The organism is Streptomyces sp. NBC_00637, from assembly GCF_045161545.1.
In the GTDB taxonomy this organism is placed as follows: domain Bacteria; phylum Actinomycetota; class Actinomycetes; order Streptomycetales; family Streptomycetaceae; genus Streptomyces.
Map to the genome: position 1 here is coordinate 255,630 of NZ_CP109047.1, position 26,353 is coordinate 281,982.

At 69.7% G+C, this 26,353-nt stretch carries 11 protein-coding genes; 7 read left to right on the plus strand and 4 right to left on the minus strand.

Features of this window, described 5'->3' with window-relative positions; translation table 11 throughout:
• Positions 1–8 precede the first annotated feature (8 nt).
• Entirely contained in the window at positions 9–824 is an 816-nt protein-coding gene (locus tag OG440_RS39160; RefSeq protein ID WP_331753070.1) for a hypothetical protein, read from the plus strand.
• A 323-nt stretch (positions 825–1,147) separates the two neighbouring features.
• A complete protein-coding gene (locus OG440_RS39165; RefSeq protein WP_406011619.1) occupies positions 1,148–3,901 on the plus strand; it encodes a Helicase associated domain protein in 2,754 nt (917 codons plus the stop codon).
• Between the two features lie 529 nt (positions 3,902–4,430).
• Here OG440_RS39165 and OG440_RS39170 read toward each other — a convergent pair.
• From OG440_RS39170 to OG440_RS39185, 4 genes are all read right to left on the minus strand, one after another.
• Complete coding sequence (locus tag OG440_RS39170; protein WP_331753073.1) at positions 4,431–4,838, minus strand: thioesterase family protein; 408 nt, start codon at positions 4,836–4,838, stop codon at positions 4,431–4,433.
• 435 nt (positions 4,839–5,273) lie between these two features.
• Entirely contained in the window at positions 5,274–5,816 is a 543-nt protein-coding gene (locus OG440_RS39175) for a GNAT family N-acetyltransferase (protein WP_331753075.1), read from the minus strand.
• A complete protein-coding gene (locus OG440_RS39180; RefSeq protein ID WP_331753077.1) occupies positions 5,813–7,249 on the minus strand; it encodes a hypothetical protein in 1,437 nt (478 codons plus the stop codon). Before OG440_RS39180 ends, OG440_RS39175 begins: the two co-directional genes overlap by 4 nt.
• A gap of 577 nt (positions 7,250–7,826) precedes the next feature.
• Entirely contained in the window at positions 7,827–9,161 is a 1,335-nt protein-coding gene (locus OG440_RS39185) for an XRE family transcriptional regulator (protein ID WP_331753079.1), read from the minus strand.
• Positions 9,162–9,433: 272 nt separating this feature from the next.
• Here OG440_RS39185 and OG440_RS39190 point away from each other — a divergent pair, with 272 nt between their 5' ends.
• From OG440_RS39190 to OG440_RS39210, 5 genes are read left to right on the plus strand one after another with little or no spacing between them, the layout of a single operon-like run.
• Positions 9,434–14,194 carry an FkbM family methyltransferase gene (locus OG440_RS39190; RefSeq protein WP_331753080.1) on the plus strand — a complete coding sequence of 1,587 codons (4,761 nt, stop codon included), beginning with the start codon at positions 9,434–9,436 and terminating at the stop codon, positions 14,192–14,194.
• Positions 14,187–18,431 (plus strand): amino acid adenylation domain-containing protein, encoded by a 4,245-nt coding sequence (locus OG440_RS39195; RefSeq protein ID WP_331753082.1) that lies wholly within the window; start codon positions 14,187–14,189, stop codon positions 18,429–18,431. Before OG440_RS39190 ends, OG440_RS39195 begins: the two co-directional genes overlap by 8 nt.
• Positions 18,428–23,935, plus strand: coding sequence for an amino acid adenylation domain-containing protein (locus OG440_RS39200; protein ID WP_331753083.1), 5,508 nt, complete (start codon positions 18,428–18,430; stop codon positions 23,933–23,935). Before OG440_RS39195 ends, OG440_RS39200 begins: the two co-directional genes overlap by 4 nt.
• Entirely contained in the window at positions 23,932–25,377 is a 1,446-nt protein-coding gene (locus OG440_RS39205) for a condensation domain-containing protein (RefSeq protein WP_331753085.1), read from the plus strand. Before OG440_RS39200 ends, OG440_RS39205 begins: the two co-directional genes overlap by 4 nt.
• Positions 25,374–26,312, plus strand: a complete 939-nt coding sequence (locus tag OG440_RS39210; protein ID WP_331753087.1) for a phosphotransferase — start codon at positions 25,374–25,376, stop codon at positions 26,310–26,312. Before OG440_RS39205 ends, OG440_RS39210 begins: the two co-directional genes overlap by 4 nt.
• The last annotated feature ends 41 nt before the right edge of the window (positions 26,313–26,353 follow it).

Sequence of the window (26,353 nt, forward strand, 5' to 3'; positions counted from 1 at the left end):
GGAGAACCATGCTGACTGTCATGAGCCAGAACGCCCAGTACAGAGCAGACCAGGACGGTCGCTGGGAAAGCCTGATCAAGGTCATCCACGGTGTCGGACCGCACCTGCTCCTCCTTCAGGAGGTCGACTGGCTCGCCGACCCCGAAAAGGCCGAGGCCGCGGAGCAGGCGCTCGGCATGAGCCTGGTCGTCGCGCCGTCCCGGAACCTGAACACCGCGGTTGCCTGGGACCCGACGGTCCTGGAACACCTGGACACGGAGACCAAGTTCTCCGTCACCGACATGCACCACGGCTACTGCGCGCCCCGTTTCAATCCCCTGGGCCTGGAGCGGCAGCTCCCGGCTCCGCTGGTCGCGATCAGTACACACCTGACCCCGTACTCCGCCGAAGTCGCCGCGCAAGAGGCCCAGTTACTGATCGCCCGGGCCTACCGGTACGGCGGGATAGGCATCGTGGCCGGCGACATCAACCACTGCTCGCTGGAGGACCCGGAGATCGACTGGGAGGCCGTCCAGCCGTACCACCGCACCTCCCGGTGCCTGCCCCGCGACAGTGCGGACGAGCCCTGGCGCGGCAACCGCATCGTGGGCAAGAAGTTCCGGGACGGCGAGTTCACCGACGTGGGCGGCCACTTCAAGGACCGGCAGGCGACCGGCAAGGCCGGATTGCTGCGGGTCGACCAAGCGCACGTCACTCCTGCTCTGCGTCCGGCGCTGCGGTCGTACAAGCGAGTGGACCTGGGGTCCGCCAGCGACCACTACGGCATCAGCTGGGAGCTCGACCTCGAAGCAGTCGACGCCACCCTCATCCGTACCCACACCTGAGCCCGGCCTGCGCCACCCGGCGCGGACGGTATGAGGCCAGCCGATCCCTCACACGCTCGCCGGTACCGGGGCGCACCTGCCGGTGTGCTCAGAACGCATACTCCCGCGGGAGGAACACGGCGTCCTGTTCGGGCGTGAAAGCACGGATGCCTGTACTCCGCCTCAGCGGCATCCGGAAGCAGACCGACGGCGCATACGGCTCCTCGGCGGAGGGCGCACCGGCCACCACTGCTTGACCAGGCCACAGCTCCGGCCTGCCACCACACGACAGACAGCGCCGGCCCGGCGCCTGCATCACAGCATCGAAACGAGAGAAAGCGAACGTGGCCGTGACAGCATCACCCCTGTGGGATCACCAACGAGAGGCGTTGGAAGACCTCAGGAAAGAACTCTTTTCGGCGAGGCGCGTCACCAACGTCATGGCGTGCGGCACCGGGAAGACCCGGGTCGGAGCCGAAGTAGCCAAGGTGGTAGCGCCGTCCGAGCAGGTGCTGATTGTGGTGCCCACACTCGACCTGATCGCCCAGACGCTCGCCGCCTGGCTGGAGGCGCTCGGACGTAAGGCGCTTGGCCACATCATCGCGGTGTGCGGCGACAGAGAGGTCACGGAACGCGACACAGCCGACGACCTGAGCGCCCTTCAGATTGAGGTCACCTCCGACCCCGGCCACCTGGCCGAACTGCTGCGCACGAGGAGGGGACGCAGCACCGTGGCCATCACCTATCAGAGTCTGCCCAAGCTGGTCGCAGCACACCAGTACCGGGGTGTGCTGCCGTGGAAGCTGATCGTGGTCGACGAGGCTCATCGTTCGGTTGGGCTCAAAGACCGACAGTGGTCGGCCATGCACGACGACGAGCTGATTCCCGCAGTCAAGCGCCTCTACATGACGGCGACGCCGCGCCTGGTGAGCGTGCGCGAGGGCCAGGAGTCCGAGGTTGTCAGCATGGACGACGAACGGGTCTTTGGCCGCGTCGGGCACCGGCTGAGTTTCGCGACGGCCCGGGAGCGCAAACTCCTGGCCGACTACCGGGTCATCGTCTCCGTCGTCACAGACGAGGAGATGCACCGCCTCGCCACCGAACGCGACGGCAGCACCTTCCTGCAGCTCGGGCGGTCCGCGATATCCGCGCCCATGCTGGCACGTCAGGTCGCGGTTCTGCGGGCAGCACGCGAGTTCAAGGTCCAGCGCATGCTCACCTATCACCGTCTGGTGGCCGACGCTCGGTGGTTCGCCCAGACTCTGCCCGCAGCAGACGCGTTGCTCGGGCCGGCAGACACGTTGACGACGGGCTACGTCCGCGGTTCCCAGACCCGGGCACAGCGGCGCGTGGAGCTCGCAAAGCTGGCGGACAAGAGCCTGGACCGGGTGGTCATCTCCAACGCGCGGGTCCTCTCGGAGGGGTATGACGCGCCGGCCGTTGACGGCGTGGCCTTCATCGACGCACGCAAGTCCACGATCGACACCGTTCAGGCCGTCGGCCGGGCGCTGCGGCTGGGCGGCAGTGCCGACAAGACCGCGTACATCTTCGTCCCGGTCCTGATGGAACCCGGCCAGGACCCCGTCAGTGCCCTGCAGGACTCCGCCTACGGTCCTGTCTGGCAGGTGGTGAGTGCGCTGGCCGCCCATGACGAAGCTCTCGGTGCGGAGCTGGAGGCCCGGCGCCGTGAGCTGGGCAGGGGGTACCAGCCCTCCCGGGAGATCCTCGCGGATCTGCCGGAGTGGCTCCAGGTCCACGGCATCCCGGTGCCTCACCGGTTCGCTCAGGCGATCACGGTGAAGGCGGTCCGCTCTACCACCGCCTCGTGGGAAGAACACGTTGGGGCCGCCGTCGCCTATGCCGCCGAGCACGGCGACCTGCTGGTCCGCAGGGACTTCGTCACCGAATCCGGGCTTGCCCTGGGACAGTGGGTCCAGTGGGTCCGCCAGCTCCGCAGCACCGGCAGACTCTCGCCGGCCCGGCATGCGCAGCTCGAAGCAATCGGCATGGTCTGGGACGCCCTCGACGAGAACTTCACACGGCGCCTTGAAGCCGCGGCTAAATACCGCGGCGAGCACGGTGACTTGCGCGTCCCTCGCAGTTACGTCACCTCCGGCCACGACCCAATTCGCCTCGGCGCATGGATCAACGGCCTGCGAGGCCGGCAGGACAAGCTGCCCGCTGAACAGCGTGAGGCACTGGACGAGCTGGGCATGGTGTGGTCCGTGTTCGCGGAGGAGTGGAAGCAAGGCATCGAGGCAGCCCGCGCATACCATCAACGCCATGGTCACCTGCGCGTCCCACGCACTCACGTCGAAGACGCCGCGGACGGTTCGGAGGGCTTCGCCCTGGGACTGTGGCTGACAGGCAGGCGTGACCAGCGCAAGCAGATGACCCCGGAGAGGATCGCCGAACTCGACGAACTGGGAATGGTCTGGAAGCTCCAAGAGGACACGTGGCGCCGCAATTTCGAAGCGGCACGGGCCTACTACGCCCGTCACGGCACCCTCGATCTGCCGACGCGGCACATCGAGCAACTACCCGACGGTGAGGTCGACCTCGGCGCATGGCTCTACCGGCAGCACGCCGAAATCGAAGCTGGCACGCTCAGCGCCGAACGCGCTGCGGCACTCGAAGGCCTGGGCGTGAAATTGATGCGGCCCTTCGAACGGGCCTGGCGGCAAGGCGTCACCTTCGCACGCCTCTTCCACGCGGAATTCGGCCACCTGAACGTTCCAGCCAGGCATACAATGACCGGCCCCGATGGCGCAGAATGCAGATTGGGAGCCTGGATCTCAAAAGTGCGGGACCGCAGAATCCGCGGAAAACTGACAGAAGAACGGATCTCAGAACTTGACGCGCTAGGAATGATCTGGGACGTCAAGGAGCTCGCATGGCGGGAAAACTACGACGCGGCCAGAGAATACTATCGCGCCCACGGAAATCTGGAGGTCCCCTCGAAGTACGTCACCGAACCCCCGAGAGAGCTGCGCCTCGGCGGCTGGATCACCCGTCAGCGAAGCGACTTCAAGAACGGCAGACTCACCGCGGAACGCATCAAGGACCTCGCAGAGATCGGCATGCGGTGGCCGAAGTGACCGTTCCGCCACCAGTAACCTGATTGGGCGAACGCGCGCCCGCACCACCGGCCGCCACCCTGACCGTACGGTTCCCGGAAAGCTCGTACCTGAGGCACAGCACTCCACCAACTGTGTGCCCCCGGAGAGAGTCGGATGTGATCTCCGTGGAGCGCCAACACCTGGGTCGTGAGTGGCATCCCGCGCCATCACAGAATGAGGGACGGGATGCGGGGATCCCATCGCGGATTGTCGCCGACCTCGGCCACCGATTCCGATCCTCCTGTACGAGCTACCCTTCGACGTCCACGCTGGTGGCCTGTTCCTGCCGGAGGCGCGTAGGCCGGGGCAGGCCGTAGCGGCGGTCGCAGTCCACCAGCAGGTGGGCACTCGGTGAGCCATGCGGGCAACGCTGAGAACAAGGTAGAGCGGCCCGCTCGCCCCTGGCAGGCGGCTGGCCCACTTCGGAGTGGAGGCGCCAACGCGGGTGACGGAGGCGTCGGTTCCGGGCCCGGCCCGGACTGCTGATCCCTGGAAGCAGGCCGACTGTTCACTCCGCTTTGTAGCGCGCGAAGAATTCGGCCTCGGCCTCTGAGATGCGGCGCGGTGCACCCGTCTCCAAGTTGTAGGCGGCGATCTTGGTTGTCGCCTCGGCGTATATGTTCTCAGCGTCCCGGATGGCATACCCCAGCTCGAGCCGCGCGCCACGGCAGGTGACGACCCAGACATCCACATGTACGGGCTGGTCGCGGTAGTCCAGTGGCGCCTTGTAGTCGATGAGGGACTGCTGAACCACGAAGGCATGCCGCCTTCGCTCAGCCTCGTCCGCCGGCAGCAGCTCCTGAATCATCCTCGTACGTGCTTCCTCGAGGTAGGTCAGGTAGCAGGAGTTGTTGACGTGCCCGTAGCTGTCGGCGTCGGCCCAACGCAGCGGGAGCGGATAGGTGAACTTGGCCATGAGACTCTTCCTGTGCAAACGACGGGTGCGTAGCGTAGCGGAGGGACACGACCGCTCGGGGACGTCCAGGAGGTCGTAAGACTTTGGGGCTTACCCAAAGCCTGCTACCGGTCCAGGTCAGCAACGCGGTAATCCGCACGTGTATGTGACGGCCGCCTCCGTGGCGGACGTCGAGCGCATCGTCCCCCGACTTACCGCTGCGGGGGCGCCGGCTTCGTGTGGCACCAACGTCATTGTCTGGGAAGGCCATTCCCACACGACGAGCAGGTACCCCCTTCGACAGGGTCCCGGAACGCCGTACTCCTGGCCGACGTCGCGGTCGCCCTGACCGGTGGCACTGGGCATGTGGTCTGGGCCCGCATCAAGGCAGCCACCATGGCCGCTGCAGGAACCGGCGGCAGCATCACCTCAGCAACGGCATTGGGTCAACGCAGCTCAGCGAGTTGCGCCAGCGTCCCTCGTCGGCGGGCAGGCGTGCTCCTGGGGGAGGTCCTTGTGCATGGCTCGGTTCACGTCAGGATTTCTGCCTGGGGCGTAAGAAGGCACGGGCACGTATCCGCACCGTTGGTATAGCGCGAGCGCAGCATGGTTGCGGGCGCCGGTTTCCAGAAGGATGCGTGATGCGCCGCAGGAGGCGGCGTGGTGCTCCAGGTGTTCGAGGATGTGTCGGCCCAGCCCCTGCCCGCGTGCTGCAGCGGCCACGTACATCCTTTTGATCTCTGCCGTGTTGGCATCGAGGAGTCGGACCCCGCCGCAGCCCACCGAGACGCCCTTACGGTGAGCTATGACAAACAGACCCCGCGGAGGGTGAAATTGCTCTTCCGGCGTGTCATCCGGGTCGTCAGCGAATCCGTAGGTGGCGAGCTGTTCGAGGTGGAGGGCCTGTGTAAGGCGGCGTGCCTGGGGATTGCTGTAGGGAACGATGGTCAGCGAGGGCAGAGCGGCTGATTCAGGGGGCGCAGGGCTCAGATGGGTCATGGAGCCGATAGTGCCCTTTCGACGGCGTTGAGTGCATCAGTGCCGTCCTGGGAGTGAAGATGCCTGCCCGCCTGTCGGCGGAGTCGGTCAAGCAGGTTGCGGCATCGGATCGACTGGATGTCCGGCACGCGGTCGGCCAGGCGGAGCAGGGTGCGGGACGTGGCTTCGGTGTCTCGGCTAAGGAGATGCGCTCGGGCGAGGTGGACTCCGTGGAGAAGGGCGGAGCGTCGAAAGCCGGTGGCTGGTCCGGTTTCGGTGAGTGGTGAGAGCAACTCGGTGGCTTCGGCGAGCAGGCGTTTGGTGTGGTGGGGCTTGACGGCGGCGAGTTCGACGAGGGCGTGGCCCGTTTCGGCGGCGACCTGTTCGGGGGTGAAGTAGTACAGGGCTGGAGGGTCGTCGTCTCGGCGGTGCTGCAGGAGGTCGCGGCATCGGTCGGTTGCGGTGCGGAAGGCGTCGATGTCGCCGGCGGCTGCGTGTGCGGTGGCCAGTCGGCCCCATGCCCGGGCACGGACGATCGGCAGGCTGCGGGCGCTGTGTTCGACGGCGGCTTCGGCGAGGCGCAGGGCAGCTGAGGGCCTGGCGCAGGCGGCGTATTGGTAGGAGAGCATCCCCAGCACGTTGGTGACGGCGTCACTGTCGCCTGCGTGGCGGGCGAGGCGGATTGCGATGAGCTGATAGCGCTGGGCGGCGGCGGTGAGGTCGGCATCGAAGGCCATCCAGCCTGCCAACTGGGCCATGCCGCTGGCCGTGTTGAGGAGGCGGGTGCCGATGTCGGTGGTGTAGCGACTGTGGCGCAGCAGGTCCAGTACGCCGGCAAGTTCGATCCGTACGTAGCGCTGGGAGATCGCGCCGCCTCCCGCCGTGTCGTCGAGGCGGCGCAGACGCCGTAAGTGGGCTTCGATGACGTCCATGAAAGGCGGAATAACCTGCTCGGGGCCCGTGGCCGGGAGGGTGTAGAGCGGCACTTGGCGGGTCGCATCCCAGACGGCGCTGAACAGTCGCTCATCGGTGGCCGGTTGGAGGGCGGCCTGGTCACGAGGCCCGGTGGCGGTCCACGCAGCAGCCGTGGCCAGGATCTCCGTCAGGGAGCGTCGGCCGAGCAGCTTCTCCGTTGCGGTTGTCTCGGAGGCCGCAGGGCCGCGCTTGCCGCACCACAGGTCCGTGGCCGTGTAGGGGATGCCGGTCGCTTCGGTGAGAACCGAGGCGGTCAGGCGGCGGACGATCTCGGACCGGGGCGCTCCGCCGCGGAGCCAGCCGAAGGCGGCGGTAAGGTGCAAGGTGGGCTCGCCGATCACGTCCAATCGCCGGTTGAGGACGCGCACGAGCTCGCGTGGTGACCAGCCAGCACGGTGAAGTGCGTCAGCGAGTTCCTGGTTCTGGGGGCGTCCGCCGGACGCCGCGTGGTCCGGCGTTGTGTCGCGGAGAGTCGTCACCTGCGGACGGTATGTCAGCCCGCCCTGCTCGGGAGCGAATTCGCATCTTTTCGCACTCGCGCCCTGACGTTCGCAACGTTCGCACTGATCAGCCCTGCCCTCCCGCCTGTCCTCGCGGTGTGCTGGAGCACCCGTCGACGCCATCCCGCCGACGGACGTCATCACGGCAACCCACGACGTCCCAGCGCCCCGCCATCCGGTCCCGCTGCGCGGCACGGGCAGGCGGCGTGCGCTGGCCCGATCTTCAGAAAAGGTGAACGGTGCGCCAATGCGTGAGTTCAGCGGCGAACGTGCCGCGCTCTTTGCTCTCCGAATCGCCTGTCCTCTCCTCAAGTTCGACAAGAGCGTGAGTGAGTGCCCCGCACCACCGCATCATCCCGCCCGGCGAGAGCCCAATGGTGCTAGCTGGCGGGCGTCGTTTCGTGATCGGCGCGCGCGAGCGGCGGCCCTTCACACGTCGCCGCAGGAGGTCGGGTACGTGAAGCGCTCGGCACGCCTATCACCATGTCGTCTTGCCGCTCTTCCAGGATCTGCAGCGCGCGTCTGGCTGGCAATCCCCGCGAAAACCACTGGTGTGTCAGGCAGCAGCGAGGGCCAGCAGCTCAGGCACTCCTTCGACGCTGGAGTGGTCCTCGAAACGAGGAATGAGTCCCTGCACCAACTCGACGCACCGAGGGGCGCCGATTCGCTGGGCGACTTGGAGTGCCTCCAAAGCGGCGGCTGCCGCGCGCTCAGGCTCTCCCAGGTTGAGGTGGCTCTTGGCCTGATAGGTCAGGAAGACACCGTGAGTCTTGGCGCGGCGGGTGGGCAGCAGTTTTTGGCCCTCCCGGATGAGTGCATGCGCGCGGCGGGTGTCCCCGAGGTCGAGCAGGGCCTGACCGGAATCGACGGCCAGGTCGGCGGGGGACATCCAAGCGCACCATGGGGGCACGGGGTCGCCCGACGACATGTCGAGAAGGCGTTCGGCTGCGGTGAGGGCCCGCAGTGTGGCCCGTCGCTCGCCTTGTGCGGCCAGGGCCCGCGCGAGCCGGAGTTGGAGCAGGGACTGGGCAGCCGGATGCCGGGTCCCGGACAGAGCTCGTTCGAGAATGCCGGCGGCCGTGCCAGGGTCGTCGCGCCAGGAGGCCTGGTAGGCGAGGTCGCCGAGCAGAGCCGCGCCCATGTCTCGGTCGCTTCCGGCGTGGGCGCTATGCAGTCCGGCGATCCAGTACTGGCTGGCTTCGGCGTGCAGGCCATGGTCGAACCGGTGCCATCCCACTGTCTGCGACAGGTTTGCGGCGAGCGCGTGGAGTCGCAGTTTGACCCGTCGGTTGTACCGGCCTCCTTCGATCAGGTCTGTCGTTGTGGTCAGGAGCGCGTCGATGAGGGGCGCGGTGTGCTGGCGCTGCTCCGTTTCCTGGACGGTCAGGCGTGCGCTGGTCTCTTCGAGCAGGCTGACCAGGTCGTCCCCGACGGGTTTGCCTTCGCGCCCAATGGGCTCGCCTGTGAGGGCCCCGGCTTCGGTGGACGCCCAGGTGCTGGCCAGCGTGATCAAGGCGCTACCGGAGATCGCGGTCAGGAAGGTACGGCGGGAGGAGCGTTCCATGGTTGTTCGCAATGCCTCTCGGAGGGCTGGCGCCGGGCTGGCTTGACCGAGGGGGATCACCATGCCGCCGACGCCCGGCAGCCAGTGCGGCCAGGAGCGTGGATCCACCGCCCCACGAGGGATCTCCAGTACCTCGGCGATGTACATCTGCGAGTCGGCATCGGGTGTGACGCCGTCGACTTCCCACTTCCGTACTCGCTGCTTGTCAGTGCCGGAACGCAGGTTGCGCCTCCGGGCGGCCGCCCGAATCTCGTCCGCGAGTTCCACGCGGTTGAGGCCCAGGGCCATCCGGGCGACGGCCAGCGGGTGAGGTGTGAGCTCGTCCACAGCCAAATCCTCTCAGGAAGACCTGACTTGAGAGTAGGGCGAGCACCGCGGGGACTTCCGCGGGACTTCCGCCAACTTCTTTCGCAGCTCGCACAGTTGACCGACACTCGATCACCCCGGCGATCTGGTGCGTTCCCGACGGCAGTCGGGCCTACGACCGAACCAGAACGCGGCAAAGGCATTGCAACGTTCCGTTAGCCCGGAAGCTCCGCCCTCTCAGCACCAGGTCCCGCAACCTTTCGCCATCCCACGTCTCGACTGGAGAAATCCTCGTGACCGGTTTGACGTACGACCCCCAGGACGCCGCGCGAGCCAAGTCCGGGCCACACCTCATCGGTTCGCCGGAAGCGTTATGGCGCATTTTTGAGCGCGCCGAAGTCGCTCATTCGCGGCCGTTTCCCACGGGCGCCGGCAGCCGCACGTCGCCGACGACGGACATGGCCCTGTTCCTGGGGACAGTGTTCGCTACCGTACTGGCGCTCAACTTCAGTCCGCTGGAGCCCCTTTCCGTGGCCTTCGCCGAGTCCGGACCCGGATCAATTCGGCTCGCCAGGATCCGGATAGCCACTCAAGCCCCTCTCGGCCATCAGCTACCGCGCTGGGAACCACCGGCCTCCACAGGGACAGCCAGCGGCGCGCTCGATGACCTACGCCGGCTGATCGAAACCAGTGTCACTCCCGGTTTCGTTCTCGCCGCTCCCGAGACTGCGATCGGGGCAGAACTTCCAGCCGACCTCCCGCTGCGCTGCGTGGCTCGGATGACAGAGGACGGGGTGACGTGGTGGCTTGACGCACGTCGCGAGATCGCCGACGAGGCGCTGCTGAGCGCCCTTGCCGGACAAGCGAGCAGGTTGATGCAGGCAGCGGGCGAGGATCCGGACGCGACGCTCGGGGCCTTGGTACAGGGACTTCGTCAGACCACCTTCGAGGTCCGCGTGGTCGCCCCCGGCCGGTTCACAGAGCTCGAAAACGCGTTGCGCGTCTGGGGCGGCGAGATCGGCCTCCCTCTCACCGTGTGGCATGCAGAACGGGACGATACCCAGGTCCGCGAACCGGTCACGAGCCCGCTGCAGCCGTGGGGCGCCAACCTCATGGTCGTCGCCCGTGACCTTACGGGCCTGAGCCTGGTGCCCTCTGCGGACGGTCCGCCCACCAACAGCGGCCTGACCGGACGGCTCCCCGACGGGAAGGCGATCGCCGACCTCCACCCGAACGAGACCCGCGAACTGTTCGACGAAATCGTGCTGCGCTCCCGATATCTGCGAGGTGGCATCGAGATCCACGATGGCGACCTGGTCGTGGACGTCGGCGCGAACATCGGACTCTTTACGCTGTATGCCGCCGCGCAGGCCGCGGATGTTCGTATCCATGCCTTCGAGCCCGTTCCCGCCGCGGCCGACGCACTGGAGGCCAACGTGCGCGCCTACGGCATTCGGGCGCACGTGGAGAGGTCGGCGCTCGGCCGCCACGCGGGTACGGCGGCGTTCACGCACTACCCGCAGTCGTCCCTCCAGTCCGGGCTCTACACGGATCCGGATATCGACGAGGCGATCGTCCGCGGATACGCGCGTCATCGGGCGGGCGGCCTTCCTCCGGTACCTCTATCGTCCCAGGACATCGCGGATGCCCTCGCTCCGGAGCTGCATGGCCGGCTCTCGGACCGGCAGCAGCTGACGGTTCCGGTGCTGCGTCTGTCGGACTGGATCCGTGACCGGGGGGTCGTCCGGGTCCATCTGCTGAAGGTCGATGCGGAGCGGGCCGAGGAGGATGTCCTTGCGGGCATTGACCTGGAGCACTGGCCGTTGATCGATCAGGTCGTCGTCGAGGTCCATGACATCGCCGGGCGGGTGGAGAGGCTGCGCGCCCTGCTTGCCGGGCATGGCTTCGGCACGCTCGTGGAGCAGGACGACCTGTTCGCCGGCTCGGAGATCGTGATGCTCTACGCGTGGCGGCCGCAGCGCGGGAGCCACGCTTCGGCCCCGTGGGCCGTTCGGCAGATCGAGGCGGCGGAACGCTGGTCGGAGCTGTCCTCGCTGCCGGTGGTCGTCACGGTGGCACCGGGCATGCCCAAGGCGGACGTCGAGCAGGTGCGGCGGGAGGCGCAGGCGCGCGGGCTGGCGTGGACGGCGCCGCCGGCCGACGGTTCGCTTCTGGGCTGGGCGGAGGCGGCGCTGCGGCGGATGACGGCCGGGGACCGGCCGGTGGCCAAGGCCGTGGTGGTGGACGCGGACAACATGCTGTGGGGCGGGGTGTGCGGAGAGGTCGGACCGGAGCACGTCGACGTCGGCGGTCCGTTCCGTCTGGTGCAGGAGTTCGTCTCCGAACAGGCCCGGGCGGGGCGGATGCTCGCGCTGTGCTCGCGCAATAACCGCGCCGACCTGGAGGCCGTGTTTGCCGCGCACCCGGACATGCCGCTGACCCTGGGCGACTTCGCATACGTCCACGCCTCGTGGGGGGCGAAGTCCGACGCGATCGCGACGATCGCCGACGAACTCGGCTTTGCCGTGGAGAGCCTGGTGTTCATCGACGACAGCCCGGCCGAGCGGGCGGAGGTGGCCCATCACCATCCCGGTCTGACGGTGGTGGAACTACCGGACCACCCGCAGGGCTTTCTTGAGGCCTTGCAGGCAACTTGGCAACTGGCTCTGGACGTGCCCTCCACGGCGGAGGACGGCATCCGTGCCGGCGGGGTCGCCCAGGAGGCCGAGCGTAAGGGGGTGGCTGCCCGGTCCGCCAGCCGGAGCGCGTACCTGCGCGAGCTCGGACTCGTGATCGATGTCGCGGATGCCGCGGCCGGTGACGTTGACCGGATAAGTCAACTGGCCGCCCGTACAACCCAGTTCAACGTGGGACTGCGCCGCCACACACCCGTCAGCGTGCGTGCGCTCATCGCCGGCCCCGCGGTGACCGTGATCGTACGTGTCCGGGACCGGTTCGGTGACTACGGCGTGGTCGGCTTCGCGGCGGCCGCCGTCGTAGACGGCGCGCTGCGGGTCGGTGACTTCTTCCTCAGCTGCCGGGTCATGGGCCGCAACGTCGAGTGGTACTTGCTGCGCGCGCTGGGGGAGCGGGCCGTCGCCGCTGGAGTGTCGGGCGTCCTGCTGGAGCCGGTCACCGGAGGGCGCAACGTGCCCGCGCGCGCCTTCGTCCATGCTGCCCGCGCACGTTTTGCCGTGGGTGGACAGAGCGAGGAAGCACTGCTGGACGCAGAAGGACTCGCGCAGCTCGACTGGCAGTTGATCGACACTCCACAGGTCCAGGCACCGCCTCGGGCCGATGGGCCAGCGCCCGTGCCGTCCGAGGCTTCCCGGGTGCGCTGGCCTGTCTCGGCCGTACCAGCGCGACGGGCCGCCACCACGGCGACTCTCCCTACCGCGCACAGGGAGTTATCCACGGTCTACATCGCCCCCGAGACGGCGACCGAACGGCACATCGCCGCCGCGTGGGAGGACGTTCTGGGCGTACGGCCGATCGGCGTGGTGGACGATCTGTTCGCGCTGGGCTGCGACTCGCTCACCGCAGCGGTCATCTGCGCCCGCCTTCGCCGGGACGGTCTTGATCTGGCGCTCTCGGACCTGCTGCGTCAGCCCACCATCCGGGGTGCTTCCCGTCTGGCGCGCCCGCTCTCGCTGGCCGGGCCCGCCGCCGAGGACTCTCATCAAGCGACCGACGACGCTCCGGCACCGGCGTCTCCGGGACAGCTACGGATCTGGGCCGCCGAGGCGATCGGCCAGCGTGGCAACGCCCAGGTCATCCCGGCCGCGCACCGCATCACCGGCCCCCTCGACACAGCTCGGCTGCGCGAGGCCTTCACCGTCATCGTCGGCCGCCACGAGGCACTGCGCACCGTGTTGACCGAACACGAAGGACAGCTCCGGCACCGCCTTCTGCAGCCCGCCGGATTCGACCTCGCAGTCGTCGACCTGACCGGCCTCTCGCCGGGGCGCCGCGAGGAGGAAGCCAACTGCGTGGCGCAGCAGTTCTTCGCCGCTCCCTTCGACCTGGAGCAGGACATCCTGATCCGGGCGGCCGCGGTCCGTCTGGACACGGAGGATCACCTGCTGGTCGTCGCCGTGCACCACAGCGCCTGCGATGGCTGGTCGATGGACGTGATCCACCGCGACCTGAGCGCCGCCTACGCTGATCCGCCCGCGCTCGCCGCCCCGCCGCCAGCACCGTTTGCCGACTACAGCCGCACGGTTGCCGACCGTGACCGGCGCGGCGAGTTCGACACCGGGATCGACCACGTCCTGGCCAAGGTGGCCGCCGTCCCTTCCGGGCCGTGGTCCACCGCGAGCGGCCAGGATGTCTGCCCGCGCCACCTCCGGTTCGTCCTGGGGCTGGATGTGGTGCGACGGGTCCGTGCGACGGCGCAGGCACGTTCCACTTCTCCCTTCCACCTCTACCTCGCCGCCTACCAATTGCTGCTGGCTGCCGCGGCCCGAAGCGAGACAGTGGTCAGCGGCGTCCCGGTGGCCAATCGCACCGATCCGGCATACGACGAGACTGTCGGGTTCTTCGCCAACCTGGTGCCGGTACCGCTGCAGATCGACTGGTCCGCCACCGTCGGCAGCCACCTCACCGCCGCCCTCACCGCCAGCGTCGAGGCGCTGAAACTGGCCGAGGTGCCCTACGGGCTGCTCACTCACGTCCGGCCGTCCACAGGAGGGCTCTTCGACAACCTCTTCACCTTGCAGCCGCCCCCGGAACACGGTCTTGACCTGCCCGGCTGCGTAAGCGTCTGGGCCGAACCGGCCCTGTGGCCGCTTCCTTTTCCATTCATGCTCGACATCCAGGAGCACCCCGGCGGCGCGAGCGGCCTGCTGCGCGTCGATGCCCATGCCGTGATGCCGGCGAGTGCCGAATGGGTCGCTGAGGCCTATCCGCTGGTCGTCACCGCGGTGTGCACGTTGCCGGGACTGCCCTTGGAACAGCTGCGCGCCGTGTTGCGGCCACCAGGCCCGGATGTCCGGCGGCTCGTCCAAGCGCGGCTGCGAGCCCTGACCGGACGGGAGGGCGCTTCCGATGCCTGACGCACCCAACTCCCCGGGGACCGCATGGGAGATCCATCTTTCCGCTCAGAGCACGCGCCGCCCGGCTACGGCTCCCCAGCACCTGCGCGCTGCCGCGCTCGGGACCGCTCTGCTGCGTCTTCGCATCTGCGGGGACGTGGACACCACACGGCTACAAAGGGCCACCGAACAGGTCGTGGGTGCGCACGCCGCGCTGCGCCAGCGCCTTCAATTTTCCGGGGCCGGCGTGGAGGTGTGCACCGCTCAGCACACCACCGGCACGCCAGCAGCCGGCCGACACAATGCCGCGCCGCTCGCCCGCCTGTCGGCCAGTTCCGACGGCACGTACCTGGAACTGCGCCCAGCCGCGGGCGTGGTGGACGGTCCGGGGCTGCTGCGCACCGCGCAGGCCATCGCCGCCGCATACCACGCCCCGGGCGAAACGCTCGCGTCTCATCCGGCGCCGGAGAGGGTCGAGGCCTTCTTCGCCGACCTGCTCACCGACCCTGAGGGACAGCCCGGCCGCAACTTCTGGCAGCACCACCCGCCCCTCGGCGCCAGCGACATTGCCCGCGCCCTGACACTGCGCCCGATGTCGACAAGGCGGCACCGGTCGAGCGTTCCGGTTCCGATTGACGGGACGACCCTCGGCGGCCTGCGGGCCCTGGCCGGAGCTTCAGGCGGCAGTCTGGCCGAGGTCGTGGTCACGGCGTGGCGCCTGCTGCTCGCCCGATTATCCCCGAACGAAAGCGGGGCGCTCGCCGTGTTCGTCTCAGGTCCGACCAGCCAACTCCCCGACACGATCGGGGTGCTGGGCCGCTACGTGCCGGTCCCCGCGGTCCCGGAGACGCCCGCGCAGCTACTGGCCGACCGGGTGCGCGACACCGCTGACGAGATAGCCCGGGTCACCGCTTACGGGGACTTCTTCGTCGCTTCAGGGAAGGATGAGGCGTTCACGGTGGGCTTCCGCCACCTCACCACCCCGGACAAACTGGCCCTCGGTCCGAGTGGGCATGCGGTGGTCGAGGCCGTGGACGCCCCGCTCGACCGCGTCGCCATCGAAGTGCAGTCTCTGCAGCGCGGACGCGACCTCGATCTGTACGTGACCGTGGACACCGCGGCGGGCGGCCCGGACGTCGCCGGTCGGCTCGCGGACTGGCTCGGCCAGCTCCTCTCCCGGATGGCCCAGCCCTCGGCGTCGATCCAGCTCGCCTCCGGCATCGCCCGTCTCTCGACGGGCGGCAGCCGCCTCGCCGGCCCCGAACACCCGCTGCCGGACGCAACGGCGCTGGACGCGTTCAATGTCCAGGCCGCACGAACGCCCCAGGCATGTGCGGCCACCGATGACCGCACCACCGTGAGCTACCGGCGGTTGCAGGCTGACAGTGCCACCCTGGCCGAGCAGTTGGCGGCGGCCGGCGTCGGCGACGGCGACCTCGTGGGTGTCCTGATGAGCCGTCGAGCGGGACTGCTGACCGCGCTGCTGGCGGTGTGGCGGTGCGGGGCGCACTACGTCCCGCTCGACCCGGCGCTGCCTCCGGGCCGTATCCGCACCCTGCTGCGTGAGGCCGCACCCCGCCTCGTGCTGACCGACGCCGACACTGCCGATCAGCCCGCCCTCGCGGACGTCGACGGGCTGATCACGCTGGACGTCGGCAGGGCCCTGCGGGACGCGTCCCCCACTATGCAGTGCGCCCCGCCGCCGTCCGGCGCCCGCTCTCAAGGGATCGCCTACCTGATCTACACCTCGGGTTCGACCGGGCGCCCCAAGGGCGTGCCCGTGACCCATGCCGCGCTGATGAACTACCTGTGCTGGGCTGGCGAGCGCTACAACACACCGGGCGGCAGCGGCACGGTGGTCCACTCGTCCATCGCCGCCGATATGACGGTGACCAGCCTGTTCCTGCCCCTTATGACCGGGCAGTGCGTCACGCTCGTGCCGTCCAACGACCCTCAGGCCCTGGGCCAGGTCCTCACCGGGCTACGAGACATCAGCCCGTTGAAGGTGACCCCGGGTCTGCTGCGCCTGCTGCCCCAGCTGCTGACCGGCGAGCAGATGGCGCGCTCCGTGCAGCATCTCGTCGTCGGCGGCGAGCAGCTGACCGGTCCGGTGTTGCAGGAGTTGGACGCCCCAGGACTCTTGGTGACCAATGAGTACGGGCCGACCGAGGCAACCGTCGGATGCACCGCCTACACCGTCCGCCTCGGCGAGGCGGTACCCGATCCGGTGCCGATCGGCCACCCTGTGTGGAACACCACCGTCGAGCTGCGCACTCCGCGCGGCGATGACCTGGTGCTGCCCGGCTGCGCCGGGGAACTGGTGGTGCTCGGCCCCCAGGTGACCGACGGATACCACCAGCGGCCGGAGGAGACCGCCGCCCGCTTCATCACGGCCGACGGCGCCCGCGCCTACCGCACCGGTGATCTGGCCCGCCGACGCCCGGACGGCCAACTGGAGATGCTGGGACGGATCGACCAGCAGGTGAAGATCCATGGGTACCGCGTCGAGCCTGGCGAAATCGAGGCCACCCTTACCCGCGACCCGCACATCGCGCAGGCCGTCGTCCTCGCCACTCCTCCGCAGAGCGACGCCTCGCCGCTCCTCTCCGCTTTTCTCGTCGCCGCCCCGTGCGCGAACGCCCCGTCCGTCGTCGAGCGGGCCCAGGCCCTGGCGACCGACGAGCTGCCCTTCTACGCGCGGCCCGACCGCTACCTGGTCCTGCCCGAGTTGCCGCTGCAGCCCGGCGGAAAAGTCGACCGCCGCGCCCTTGCCGCCATGACACCCGCTGCCGAGGACGGCCCACCGCTTGAGGGCGGCGACCCGGGGATGGGCCTGATGGCCCAGCTGTGGGAGGACGTCCTTGGTCGTCCGCCCGCGAGCGCGGCGGCGAACTTCTTCGCGGACGGCGGCAACTCCCTCAGGGCGGTGCTCTTCGCACGCCGGGCCCAACGCGCCGGCCTGCCGCTCACCGTGCACGACGTCCTGCAGCGGCGGACCCTCGGCCAGATCACGGCAGCCTGCCACACCGCGGTCGGCGCCGCCACGACCAGCGCACCCGCCGTCCCCGGTCCGATTCCCCTCTCGTCCGTCCAGGCCGCGGTGCTCACTGCCCGCGCCAGCGCCGATCACTGGGCGCTGCGCTACGTGGACGACGCGCCGGACACCGAGATCGATCCCGCCCGGCTGGAGGCCGCGCTCGCCGTCCTCGTCCGGGCGCACCCGGCGCTGCGTTCAGCCTTCACCCACACCGAGTCAGGCTGGTCCGCGAACCTGCGGGCGCCCTCAATCGTCCCGCTCGGTCTGCTTCGGCTCGACGACGTCCGCACGCCTGCCGAGCAGGAGAGGCTGCTGCGCGCCCGCCTCGACCAGGCGGAGCAGCACCTGGGTCTAGCCGGTCCGCTCTTCAGCCTGCTCCTGCTCGAGGACGGAGTGCGCCGTGCCCGCATTGCGTGGGTCGTCCATCACCTCGTCGCCGATCTGGTGTCCCTGCAGATCCTCACCGAGGAGCTGTGGCACGCCTACGCTCATCCCGCACCGCCCGGGCTGCTGCGCGACGACGGCTACCTGGCCTGGCTGGCTGCGGCGGGCACACGCCCTGGTCCCGCCTTTGCCGCGGGGGCCTGGACCTCCGAGCCGCGGTGCACGACAGCCAGCCGGCCCGGCTCGCGCGCGTGGGAGGCTCTCGTCGCAGCCCGCCAGAGGGGTCCCCGGTGGCCGGTGGCCCTGCTGGCTGGTGCCCTGCTTGCCGCGCTGGCCGACGTCCGCCCCGACCTCCCGGCCAGCGTGTGCGTGGAACTCCACGGCCGCGACCTGCCCGGACATGACCTGGTCTCAACCGTGGGCTGGCTCACCACCTTCCGAACCCTTCACGCGCAGCAGCCTCTCCTCGCCGACCCGTCGGCGCTGATGGCCGCCCTGCACGGCCAGCTGCACGCGTCGGCCCCGCCAGCCGGACTGCTGCCGCCGGTCGCGTTGAACTACCTCGGCGACCTGGCGCCGGGCAGCGACGTCGACCTGCCCCCTGTCGAAGCCGGCGTGCCGCTGTTCGGGCTGGAGGTCGTCTGTTTCACCCGGGCCGGTGCGCTCGAGGTCCGGTGGCGGGCATGTCCCGGCTGGATGCCGGAAGCCACCCTCGCCCGACTCACCGAGGCCTTCGCCCGCCATGCCGCGATCGCCTCCGGGCCGGCCGACACCAGCACTCTCCCGCAAAGGGACCTTGACCGGATCACCGCTGCCTTCGGAGGAGAGGGAACATGAAAGCTTCCATCGCCGCGCTCTACCCCGCCACACCCGCGCAACAGGGCTTCGTCCTGGGCACCCTGACGAACCCCGGCACGGCCGTCTTCACCGAACAGACGATCTTCGAACTGAGGGGCCAGCTTGACCCTGCGCGGCTGCAAGGCGCGGCGGACGCCCTGGTCGCCGACCACGAGATCCTGCGGACCGGTTTCGCTTGGGACCTGGCCACCGACCCCCACCAAGTGGTGCTGGAAGAGGCGCCGTTGACCGTCGAGTTTCTCGACAGCAGCACCAGGACACCGCCGCAGCAGCAGGCCGTCCTGACTGCACTGGCCTACGCCCAGCACGTCATGCCCTTCGACTTCAACAGGCCTCCGCTGCTGCGCCTGGCCGTGCACACGCTCACCCCCGCCCGACACCAACTGGTATGGACCCACCACCACTCCATCCTGGACGGCTGGGCCCACCTGCTGCTGGTCACCGAACTCCTCCACCACTACAACACCCGCGCGGCGCCCTCCCCTGGTCTGCGATCCTTCGGCGCGTACGCCGAGTGGCTCACGGAACTGCCCCGCGAGGCCGCCCAGACCCACTGGACCAGGCAGTTGGACGGCTACGCGCCGCTGGCTCCCCTCGCTCCGCAACGACCACAGGCCGGGACGGAGGCGGGCCGCTTCGGGCAGAACACGCGCGTGCTGACCGGGCAGTGCACCGAGGCACTCACCTTCTTCACCCAGGCTCACGGCATTACCGAGGCGGCCGCCCTGGTCGCGTGCTGGAGCCTGATCGCCGCCCGCTACCGGAACCGGGACGACATCGCCGTCGGCGTGACCGTCTCCGGGCGCACCCACCCCTATCCCGACGCGGAGCGTGTCGCGGGCCCGCTGGCCACGACCGTTCCCCTGCGCACGTCGCCGGACCCGCACGAGCACGTCGGTGCGTGGATCAGCCGCGTGCACACCGACCTCGCCCACGCCGATCAGCACAGCCTCTGCTCCACCGCCGAGCTGTACACCTGGGCCAAGGTGCCCGAGGGGCAGGCGCTGTACGACAGCGTTATCGCCATCGCCAACTACCCATTCGATCCGCCCACCGGCTCACCGGATGGCACCGAGGAGGATGGGCTCACGCTCGAGACGGCTGCGATCCGGGGGCAGGGCGGCCGCACCCGCCAGGCCATGACCCTGGTTGTCGAACCGTCCGACGGGCTGCGGCTGCGCCTGGTCAACGACCGTGCCCAGGTGACAGACAGCCAGGCCAGCGCCGCGCTCGAGGCGCTGTGCGCCCTGCTGGAACACCTCAAGCCGGGGACCGACGCCACTGTCGCCACCCTCACCGGCGCGCTGAGTGCTCTCCCCGTCTTCACCGAGAGGCCGCCTCGGATAGCCGACGGTGTCACCCCCGATGACCAGCGCGCACGCGAGCCCCTCGTGGACGTCATTGCCGGGCACTTCAGTGAGCTGCTGGGCCAACCGGCGGGCCCCGACACCGACTTCCTCCAGGCCGGCGGTCACTCCCTGCTCGCCCTGCGTCTGGTCACCAGCCTGCGCAGCGCGCTGGCCGTCGACCTCACCCTCAGCGCCGTGTTCGAGGCCCCCACCCCCGCCTCCTTGGCCCGGCACGTCCTCCAGCTCATCGCGAAGGCAACGGACGGGCCTCCGCCTCCACTGCCGAACCTGCCCGCCTTCAGCGAGGAGGACGACCAGCCGTTCGCCCTGACCGGGATCCAGCAGGCGTACTGGGCCGGACGCCGCGTCGACTTCCACCTCGGTGGCGTCGACTCTCACCTCTACACCGAAGCCGACGTCCCCGACCTGGACCTGAAGCGGCTGGCCGCTGTCTGGCAGCTACTGATCGCGCGGCATCCCATGCTGCGCGCCGTGATCACCGCCGACGGACGCCAACGCACCCTGGCCGACGTCCCGCCGTACGACATCCGCACCTGGGACCTGCGTCAGGCGCCCGACGCCGAAGGTGAGCTGCAGCGCCTGCGCGAGCGGCTCTCCCATCCACGCCGGGACACGAGCGTGTGGCCGCTGTTCACCGTCGAGGCCGCCCTGCTGCCCGATCAACGGACCACCCGCCTGTTCCTCAGCTTCGACCTGCTCATCGGCGACGCCCTGAGCTGGCAGATCCTCTACCGCGAAGCCCGCACCCTCTACGACCAGCCCGCCGCCAAACTGCCCGAACTGCACACGACGTTCGCTGCCTACGTAGGCCACCAGCAGGCCATCAGCGCCAGCAGCCGCTACGCCCGAGACCGGAAGTTTTGGCGCGACCGTCTTACCGCGCTGCCCGCCCCACCTCCGCTGCCCGTCCTCCGGGCCGCAGATGCCCCGGCCCGGTTCACACGCGAGCAGATCACCTACTCCCTCTCCGAGCTCACCCAGCTGCGCGCGGTCGCCGCCGCCCACGGCGTCACCCTGTCCGCGCTGCTGCTGGCCGCGTTCAACGAGACGCTCCGCCGCTTCACCAACAGCAGCCAGTTCCTGATCAACGTCACCGTCTACAACCGGCCTTCCATCCACCCCCAGATCAACAGCGTCGTCGGAGACTTCACCTCCACCGTCCTGACCAGCGTGGACCTGTCCGGCGCCACATTCGCCGACCGGCTGCGCGCCCTGCAACGGCAGCTGTGGGCCGGCCTCGATCACGCCACCTACAGCGGGGTTGAGGTCCTGCGCGACCTGCGCGAAAGGACCGAGGCGGGCGCAGGAGCCCCGGTCGTGTTCACCAGCACGCTCGACCTCCAGCTGCCCGGCACGCCGCCAGCGCCGCTGCCCGGCAGCATCGTCTACGGCATCGGTCAGACCCCGCAGGTCCTGCTCGACTACCAGACCTACGAGGCCGCCGGCCGGCTGGTCATCAACCTCGACTCCGTCCGGGGAGCACTGCCGGACGCCTTCGTCGAGGCCATGCTCGACGATCACGCCGTCGTGCTGCGCTGCCTCCTCGACGACCCCACCGCCCCTCAGCACCCCCGTCTCGTGGCCCCGGACGCAGCGGCCTCGCTGCCTGCCGCGCTGGGCGGCGACCAGCTGCTGCACGAGCCCTTCCTGGACCGCGTCCGTACCCAGCCCGAGCGGACCGCCCTGATCTGCGACGGCCAGCACTACACATACGCCGAGCTCCACGCCCAAGCCCGCACCATCGCCGACCAGGTCACGGCGGCCCGGCCGCAGGGCGAACTGATCGCGCTGGTCTGCGACCCGGGCTGGCAGCAGGCCGTCGCGGCCCTCGGGGTGCTCCTGGCCGGCTATGCGTACGTCCCCCTCGACGCCTCCTGGCCCGAACAACGGATCGCGGATCTGCTCACCGCGACCGGCGCCCGTCTGCTACTCACGCACCGCACCGCGGCCGACCGGCACCCCTGGCCCGACGATTCGGATGTCCTCGTCGTCGACTCCCCGCCCGCCCACGCTGAGGCCACGCCGCCGGAAGGGGCGCCGCCGCGGCTGCGGCGGCCCGAGGATCTGGCCTACGTGATCTACACCTCGGGCTCCACAGGCCAGCCCAAGGGCGTGATGATCTCCCACCGCGGTGCGCTGAACACCGTCCTCGACATCAACACCCGCTTCACCGTGACCCGTGACGATGTCCTGCTGGCCGTCTCGCCGTTCACCTTCGACCTGGCCATCTACGACCTGTTCGGCGCTCTCGCCGCCGGCGCCACGCTCGTCGTGCCGACCCGCGAGCAGCGCGCCGACCCGGTCGCCTGGGCCGATCTGATCCGCCGAGAGCGGGTCACCGTGTGGAATTCCGTCCCCACCCTCGCCAGCGTGCTCCTGGAGAGCGTGCCCGAACGCGACGAGTCCCTGAACACCGTGCGGCTGTTTCTGCTCAGCGGCGACTGGATCCCACTCGACCTGCCCGACCGGCTCCGCGACCAGCTCGGCGGGTGCCAGGTGGTCAGCCTCGGCGGCGCCACCGAGGGCTCGATCTGGTCCATCCTGTACGAGATCGGTGACGTCGACCCCGAGTGGGCCAGCATCCCCTACGGCCGGTCCATGACCGGCCAACGAGTCGAAGTCCTCGATGAGGACCTGCTGCCCTGCCCCGCCTGGACACCCGGGCAGCTCCACATCTGCGGCCACGGCACCGCCCTCGGCTACTGGAACGCCCCCGAACTAACCGACGCCGCCTTCGTCTTCGACGGCCGCACCGGCCGACGCCTGTACCGGACCGGCGACTGGGGGCGGCTGCGGCCCGACGGCACTATCGAGTTCCTCGGCCGCCGCGACGACCAGGTGAAGATCCGCGGCTACCGCGTCGAGGTGCGCGAGGTCGAAGCAGCGGTACTCGCGCTCGACGGCGTCGAGCAGGTCGCCGTGGTGATCACCGGCGAACGCACCGAACGGCGCCTGCATGCCTTCGTCGTCTCCAGCCTGCCGTCGGCTGAACTGCGTACCGCGCTCGCCGAGCGCCTGCCCACCCACATGCTCCCGGCCACCCTCACCCCGCGTCCCGAGCTGCCCACGACCGCCACCGGAAAGATCGACCGGGCCGCCCTGGCCCGCGAAGCGCTCACCCTCATCCCTCACCAGGCCGCACCCGGCCCCCGCGCACTCGGAGACGGGGAGCTGACGAGTCTCCTGCACGGGGCGCTCACCGCTCTGCTGCCAGCGCCCGCAGGCCTTGACGAGGACCTGCTGAGCATGGGCCTGACCAGCATCGACGTCATCCGCCTGGCCAACACCGTGGAACAGCACGGCATACCTCGCCCCGGTCTCGCGGCGTTCTACCGCACGCCCACGCTGCGCACCCTCCTCCAGGACACCGGCACCCCAGCCGACGGCGGGCATGCGCCCGCAGCCACGCAATGGAGCGAGTGCGCCCAGCTCACCGGCCCAGACGAACGGGCCGCCTTCCGCGCCGCCCGTCCCGCCTACCCGGCCGCCCCCACGCGACGGATCCTTCCCGACGTGACCGCGTACACGCAGGAGGTGCGCCAACAGCGCTTCACCCCGCGCGAGTTCACCCGCCGATCGGTCAGCGCCCAGGCCTTCAGTCACCTGTTAGACAGCCTGCGCCGCGTCGAGACTCCCGGCCGTAGCGGGTTTCTGTATCCCTCCGCCGGCGGCCTGTACAGCGTCCACCTCTATATCCACATCCGGCCTGGCCGCCTGGACGGTCTGGATGGCGGGGTGTACGCCTACCACCCCGAGGCACACGACCTGGTCCCCCTCGCGCCGGGCGTCGACCTCGATCCGGCCACCCTCCATCTGGGGCCCGTCAACCGGCCCTTGGCCGAGACCGCGGCCTTCACCCTGTGGCTGGTCACCCATCCCGCCGACTCCGCACCCCTGTACGGCGCCGACGCCGAACAGCTCGCCTTGCTGAACGCCGGCTACATGGGACAGTTGCTGTGCGAGAGGGCCCGTGAGGCAGAACTTGGTCTCTGCCCGGTCCACGGCACCGACTTCGACACAGTGCGCTGGCTGCTGCCCGACGGTGACCGGCTCGTCCTCCTGCACACCCTCCTCGGCGGCATCCCCGCCACTCGGCCCCAGGAGCAGGAATGACGCATCCCGCATCCGCGCCCACGTCACAGCTGTCTGGTCCGGTGCCCGTGATCGTGGAGACGGCACCCCTCTCTCCCGGCCAGGAACGACTCATCGACACCGAATTCCTCCGCCCCGACGGAGGCTGGCCCGCCCCGGGCGAGGCAACCCGGCTCCGGCCGATCGACACCGCCGCCATCCGCATCGACGGCCCGCTGGAGCACGACGCGCTCCAGCGCGCCGTCTCGGCCCTGATCCGACGACAGCACGCCCTGCGCACCTGCCTGCACCGGCTGCCCACCGGCACCGCGGTCCAGTTCGTCGCCGAGCACATGCCCGACCGGATCGGCCACAGCACCCTTGCCCCCGACACCGAGCTGACGCCGGACGTCCTCGCGGCCCAGGTGCCTTCGCCGCACGTGGACCCGCGCACCGACCCGCTGTTCCGGGCGCACCTGGTACGGCTCGGCGCAGAGCAGCACGTCCTGCTGCTGCAGATCCACCACTTCGTCAGCGACGGATGGTCCATTGGCGTGCTGTACCGCGACTTGTCCGCGCTCTACAACGCCGCCCTGGCTGGTCGGCCCGTCCAACTACCTCCCCTGCCCCGCACCTTCGCCTCCCTGAGCCGGGACATGCACCGCGAACGCCGCAGCCCCGTGGCGGAAGCGGGCTTGAACTACTGGCGGCGGCGCCTGGCCCTGCCCCGGCCGCGGCTCGCCTTCACCGACGAGAGCTCCGCCCCCTACACCGGGCTGCGCCGGGTCGACGTCGAGTCCGTCCGTGTCCCGCCCACCGTGGTTGATGCTCTGCGTGCCAGCGCCCGCACCGGCCATCAGCGCGGTCCTGTGGCCGGCCCGTTCCTTGCCGCGCTCGCCCTGGTCCTGCACCACCAGAGCGCGGCCACCGACATCCGCATCGGCATGATGATCTCCAACCGGGCCCGGCCGGAGGCCGAACATCTGATCGGGTACTTCGTGAACACCGCGGTGATCCGGCTCCGGCTCCACCTCGGCCAGACGGCCGCGCAGCTGGTGGGCGCCGCAAACGCCGCAGTGCGCGAGGCCCTCGAGCACCAGGCCCTGCCCATTCAGGATGTCGCGGCCGACTTGGGCTGCCACGCCGCCGACGGCGCGCCTCTCTATCAGGTCACCGTCGCGCTCAACACGATGCGGGCCGGCTCCCTCACGCTTGACGGAGCGGACTGCCAGGACCTCGACCTGGACCGGCCCGGTCCCCGCGATGCTCCCACCAGCATCGACCAACGCTGGGTTCTTCAGGAGCAGGCCGGCGGCCTGGCTGGCACGCTCACCTGCCAGAGCGCCGCCTTCAGCCCATCCCGGATCCGCGTGTGCCTGGACAATCTCGACCGGGCCCTGCGAGGTGTCGCGGCCCCGCAGCGCACCCTGGCCGAGATCATCGCCTCCTTCCACCCCGATCCAAGGCCGGGAGTGTGCCCATGACCGCTCCGGCCAGCGACGCCTCACGGGCCGCCGCCGACGTGGCCACGCTCCTTGAGGGCTACGGTCTGCCCGCGCCGATCGTCAGCGCGCTCTCCGGCGGCATGGAGAACGTCCACTACCGGGCCGAGACCCCCCGCGGGCCGGTCGTGGTGACGGTTCTGTGCAAGAAGACCCGGCAAGAAGCCGAGCACTACGTGCGATTCCTGGAAGGCCTGCGCACTGCGGGCGCCCCCGTGCCGCGCCTGCGGCCACTCGTGGAGGGCGGCTGGGTCAGCGAGCACGCCGGGCATCCCGTGATCGTCGCCGACTTCATCGACGGCCGTCAGTACGCCGTTGTGCCGCCACGTCTGGTCGAGGCGGCCGGCGCCGCCCTGGGCCGCGTGCACCGCCTCGCCGCTCACGTCGACTGCCCGCTGCCCCCGAACCTGCGCCTGGGCGCCGACGAGGCCGCCCTCCTCGCCGAGCTACCCGACGACGACTTCGCCAGGTGGGCCCGTACGACGCTGCGCGAGACCGACTACGTCACCCGGCAGACGGGCCCCATGGTCGCGGTCCACGCCGACCTGTTCCCCGACAACATCATCGTCCCAGCCGGGCAGGGCCGCGACGTGGTCTTCATCGACTGGGAAGACGGCTCCCGGGACTTCCCCACGATGGACGTCGGTATGGCACTGCTGGGGCTGTGCTGCCCCGACGGCTTCTGCCTGCCGCGCGCCAGACGTCTGCTGCGCGGCTACGCAACAGGCAGCGGCCACCACCTCGACCCGAGCCTCGTCAGGGACTGTGCCCGGTATGCGGCCGTCCTCGTGTCGCTGCGCCGCTACCGGTGGCAGCACGCCGGCCACCTGCCCGCCGACACCGCCCGTACGCACACCGCCCTGATGCGCCCCGTCACCGAACTCCAGCAGATGGGGGAGGAGATGGACCAGCCCTGACCTCGCCGTACTGCCCTGTCCGATCCCGCCCGACCACCTGT

Coding starts and splice junctions, on each gene's coding strand:
- OG440_RS39160 (WP_331753070.1), top strand. CDS start 9: ATGCTGACTGTCATGAGCCAGAACGCCCAGTACAGAGCAGACCAGGAC.
- OG440_RS39170 (WP_331753073.1), bottom strand. CDS start 4,838: ATGGCCAAGTTCACCTATCCGCTCCCGCTGCGTTGGGCCGACGCCGAC.
- OG440_RS39175 (WP_331753075.1), bottom strand. CDS start 5,816: ATGACCCATCTGAGCCCTGCGCCCCCTGAATCAGCCGCTCTGCCCTCG.
- OG440_RS39195 (WP_331753082.1), top strand. CDS start 14,187: ATGCCTGACGCACCCAACTCCCCGGGGACCGCATGGGAGATCCATCTT.
- OG440_RS39200 (WP_331753083.1), top strand. CDS start 18,428: ATGAAAGCTTCCATCGCCGCGCTCTACCCCGCCACACCCGCGCAACAG.
- OG440_RS39205 (WP_331753085.1), top strand. CDS start 23,932: ATGACGCATCCCGCATCCGCGCCCACGTCACAGCTGTCTGGTCCGGTG.
- OG440_RS39210 (WP_331753087.1), top strand. CDS start 25,374: ATGACCGCTCCGGCCAGCGACGCCTCACGGGCCGCCGCCGACGTGGCC.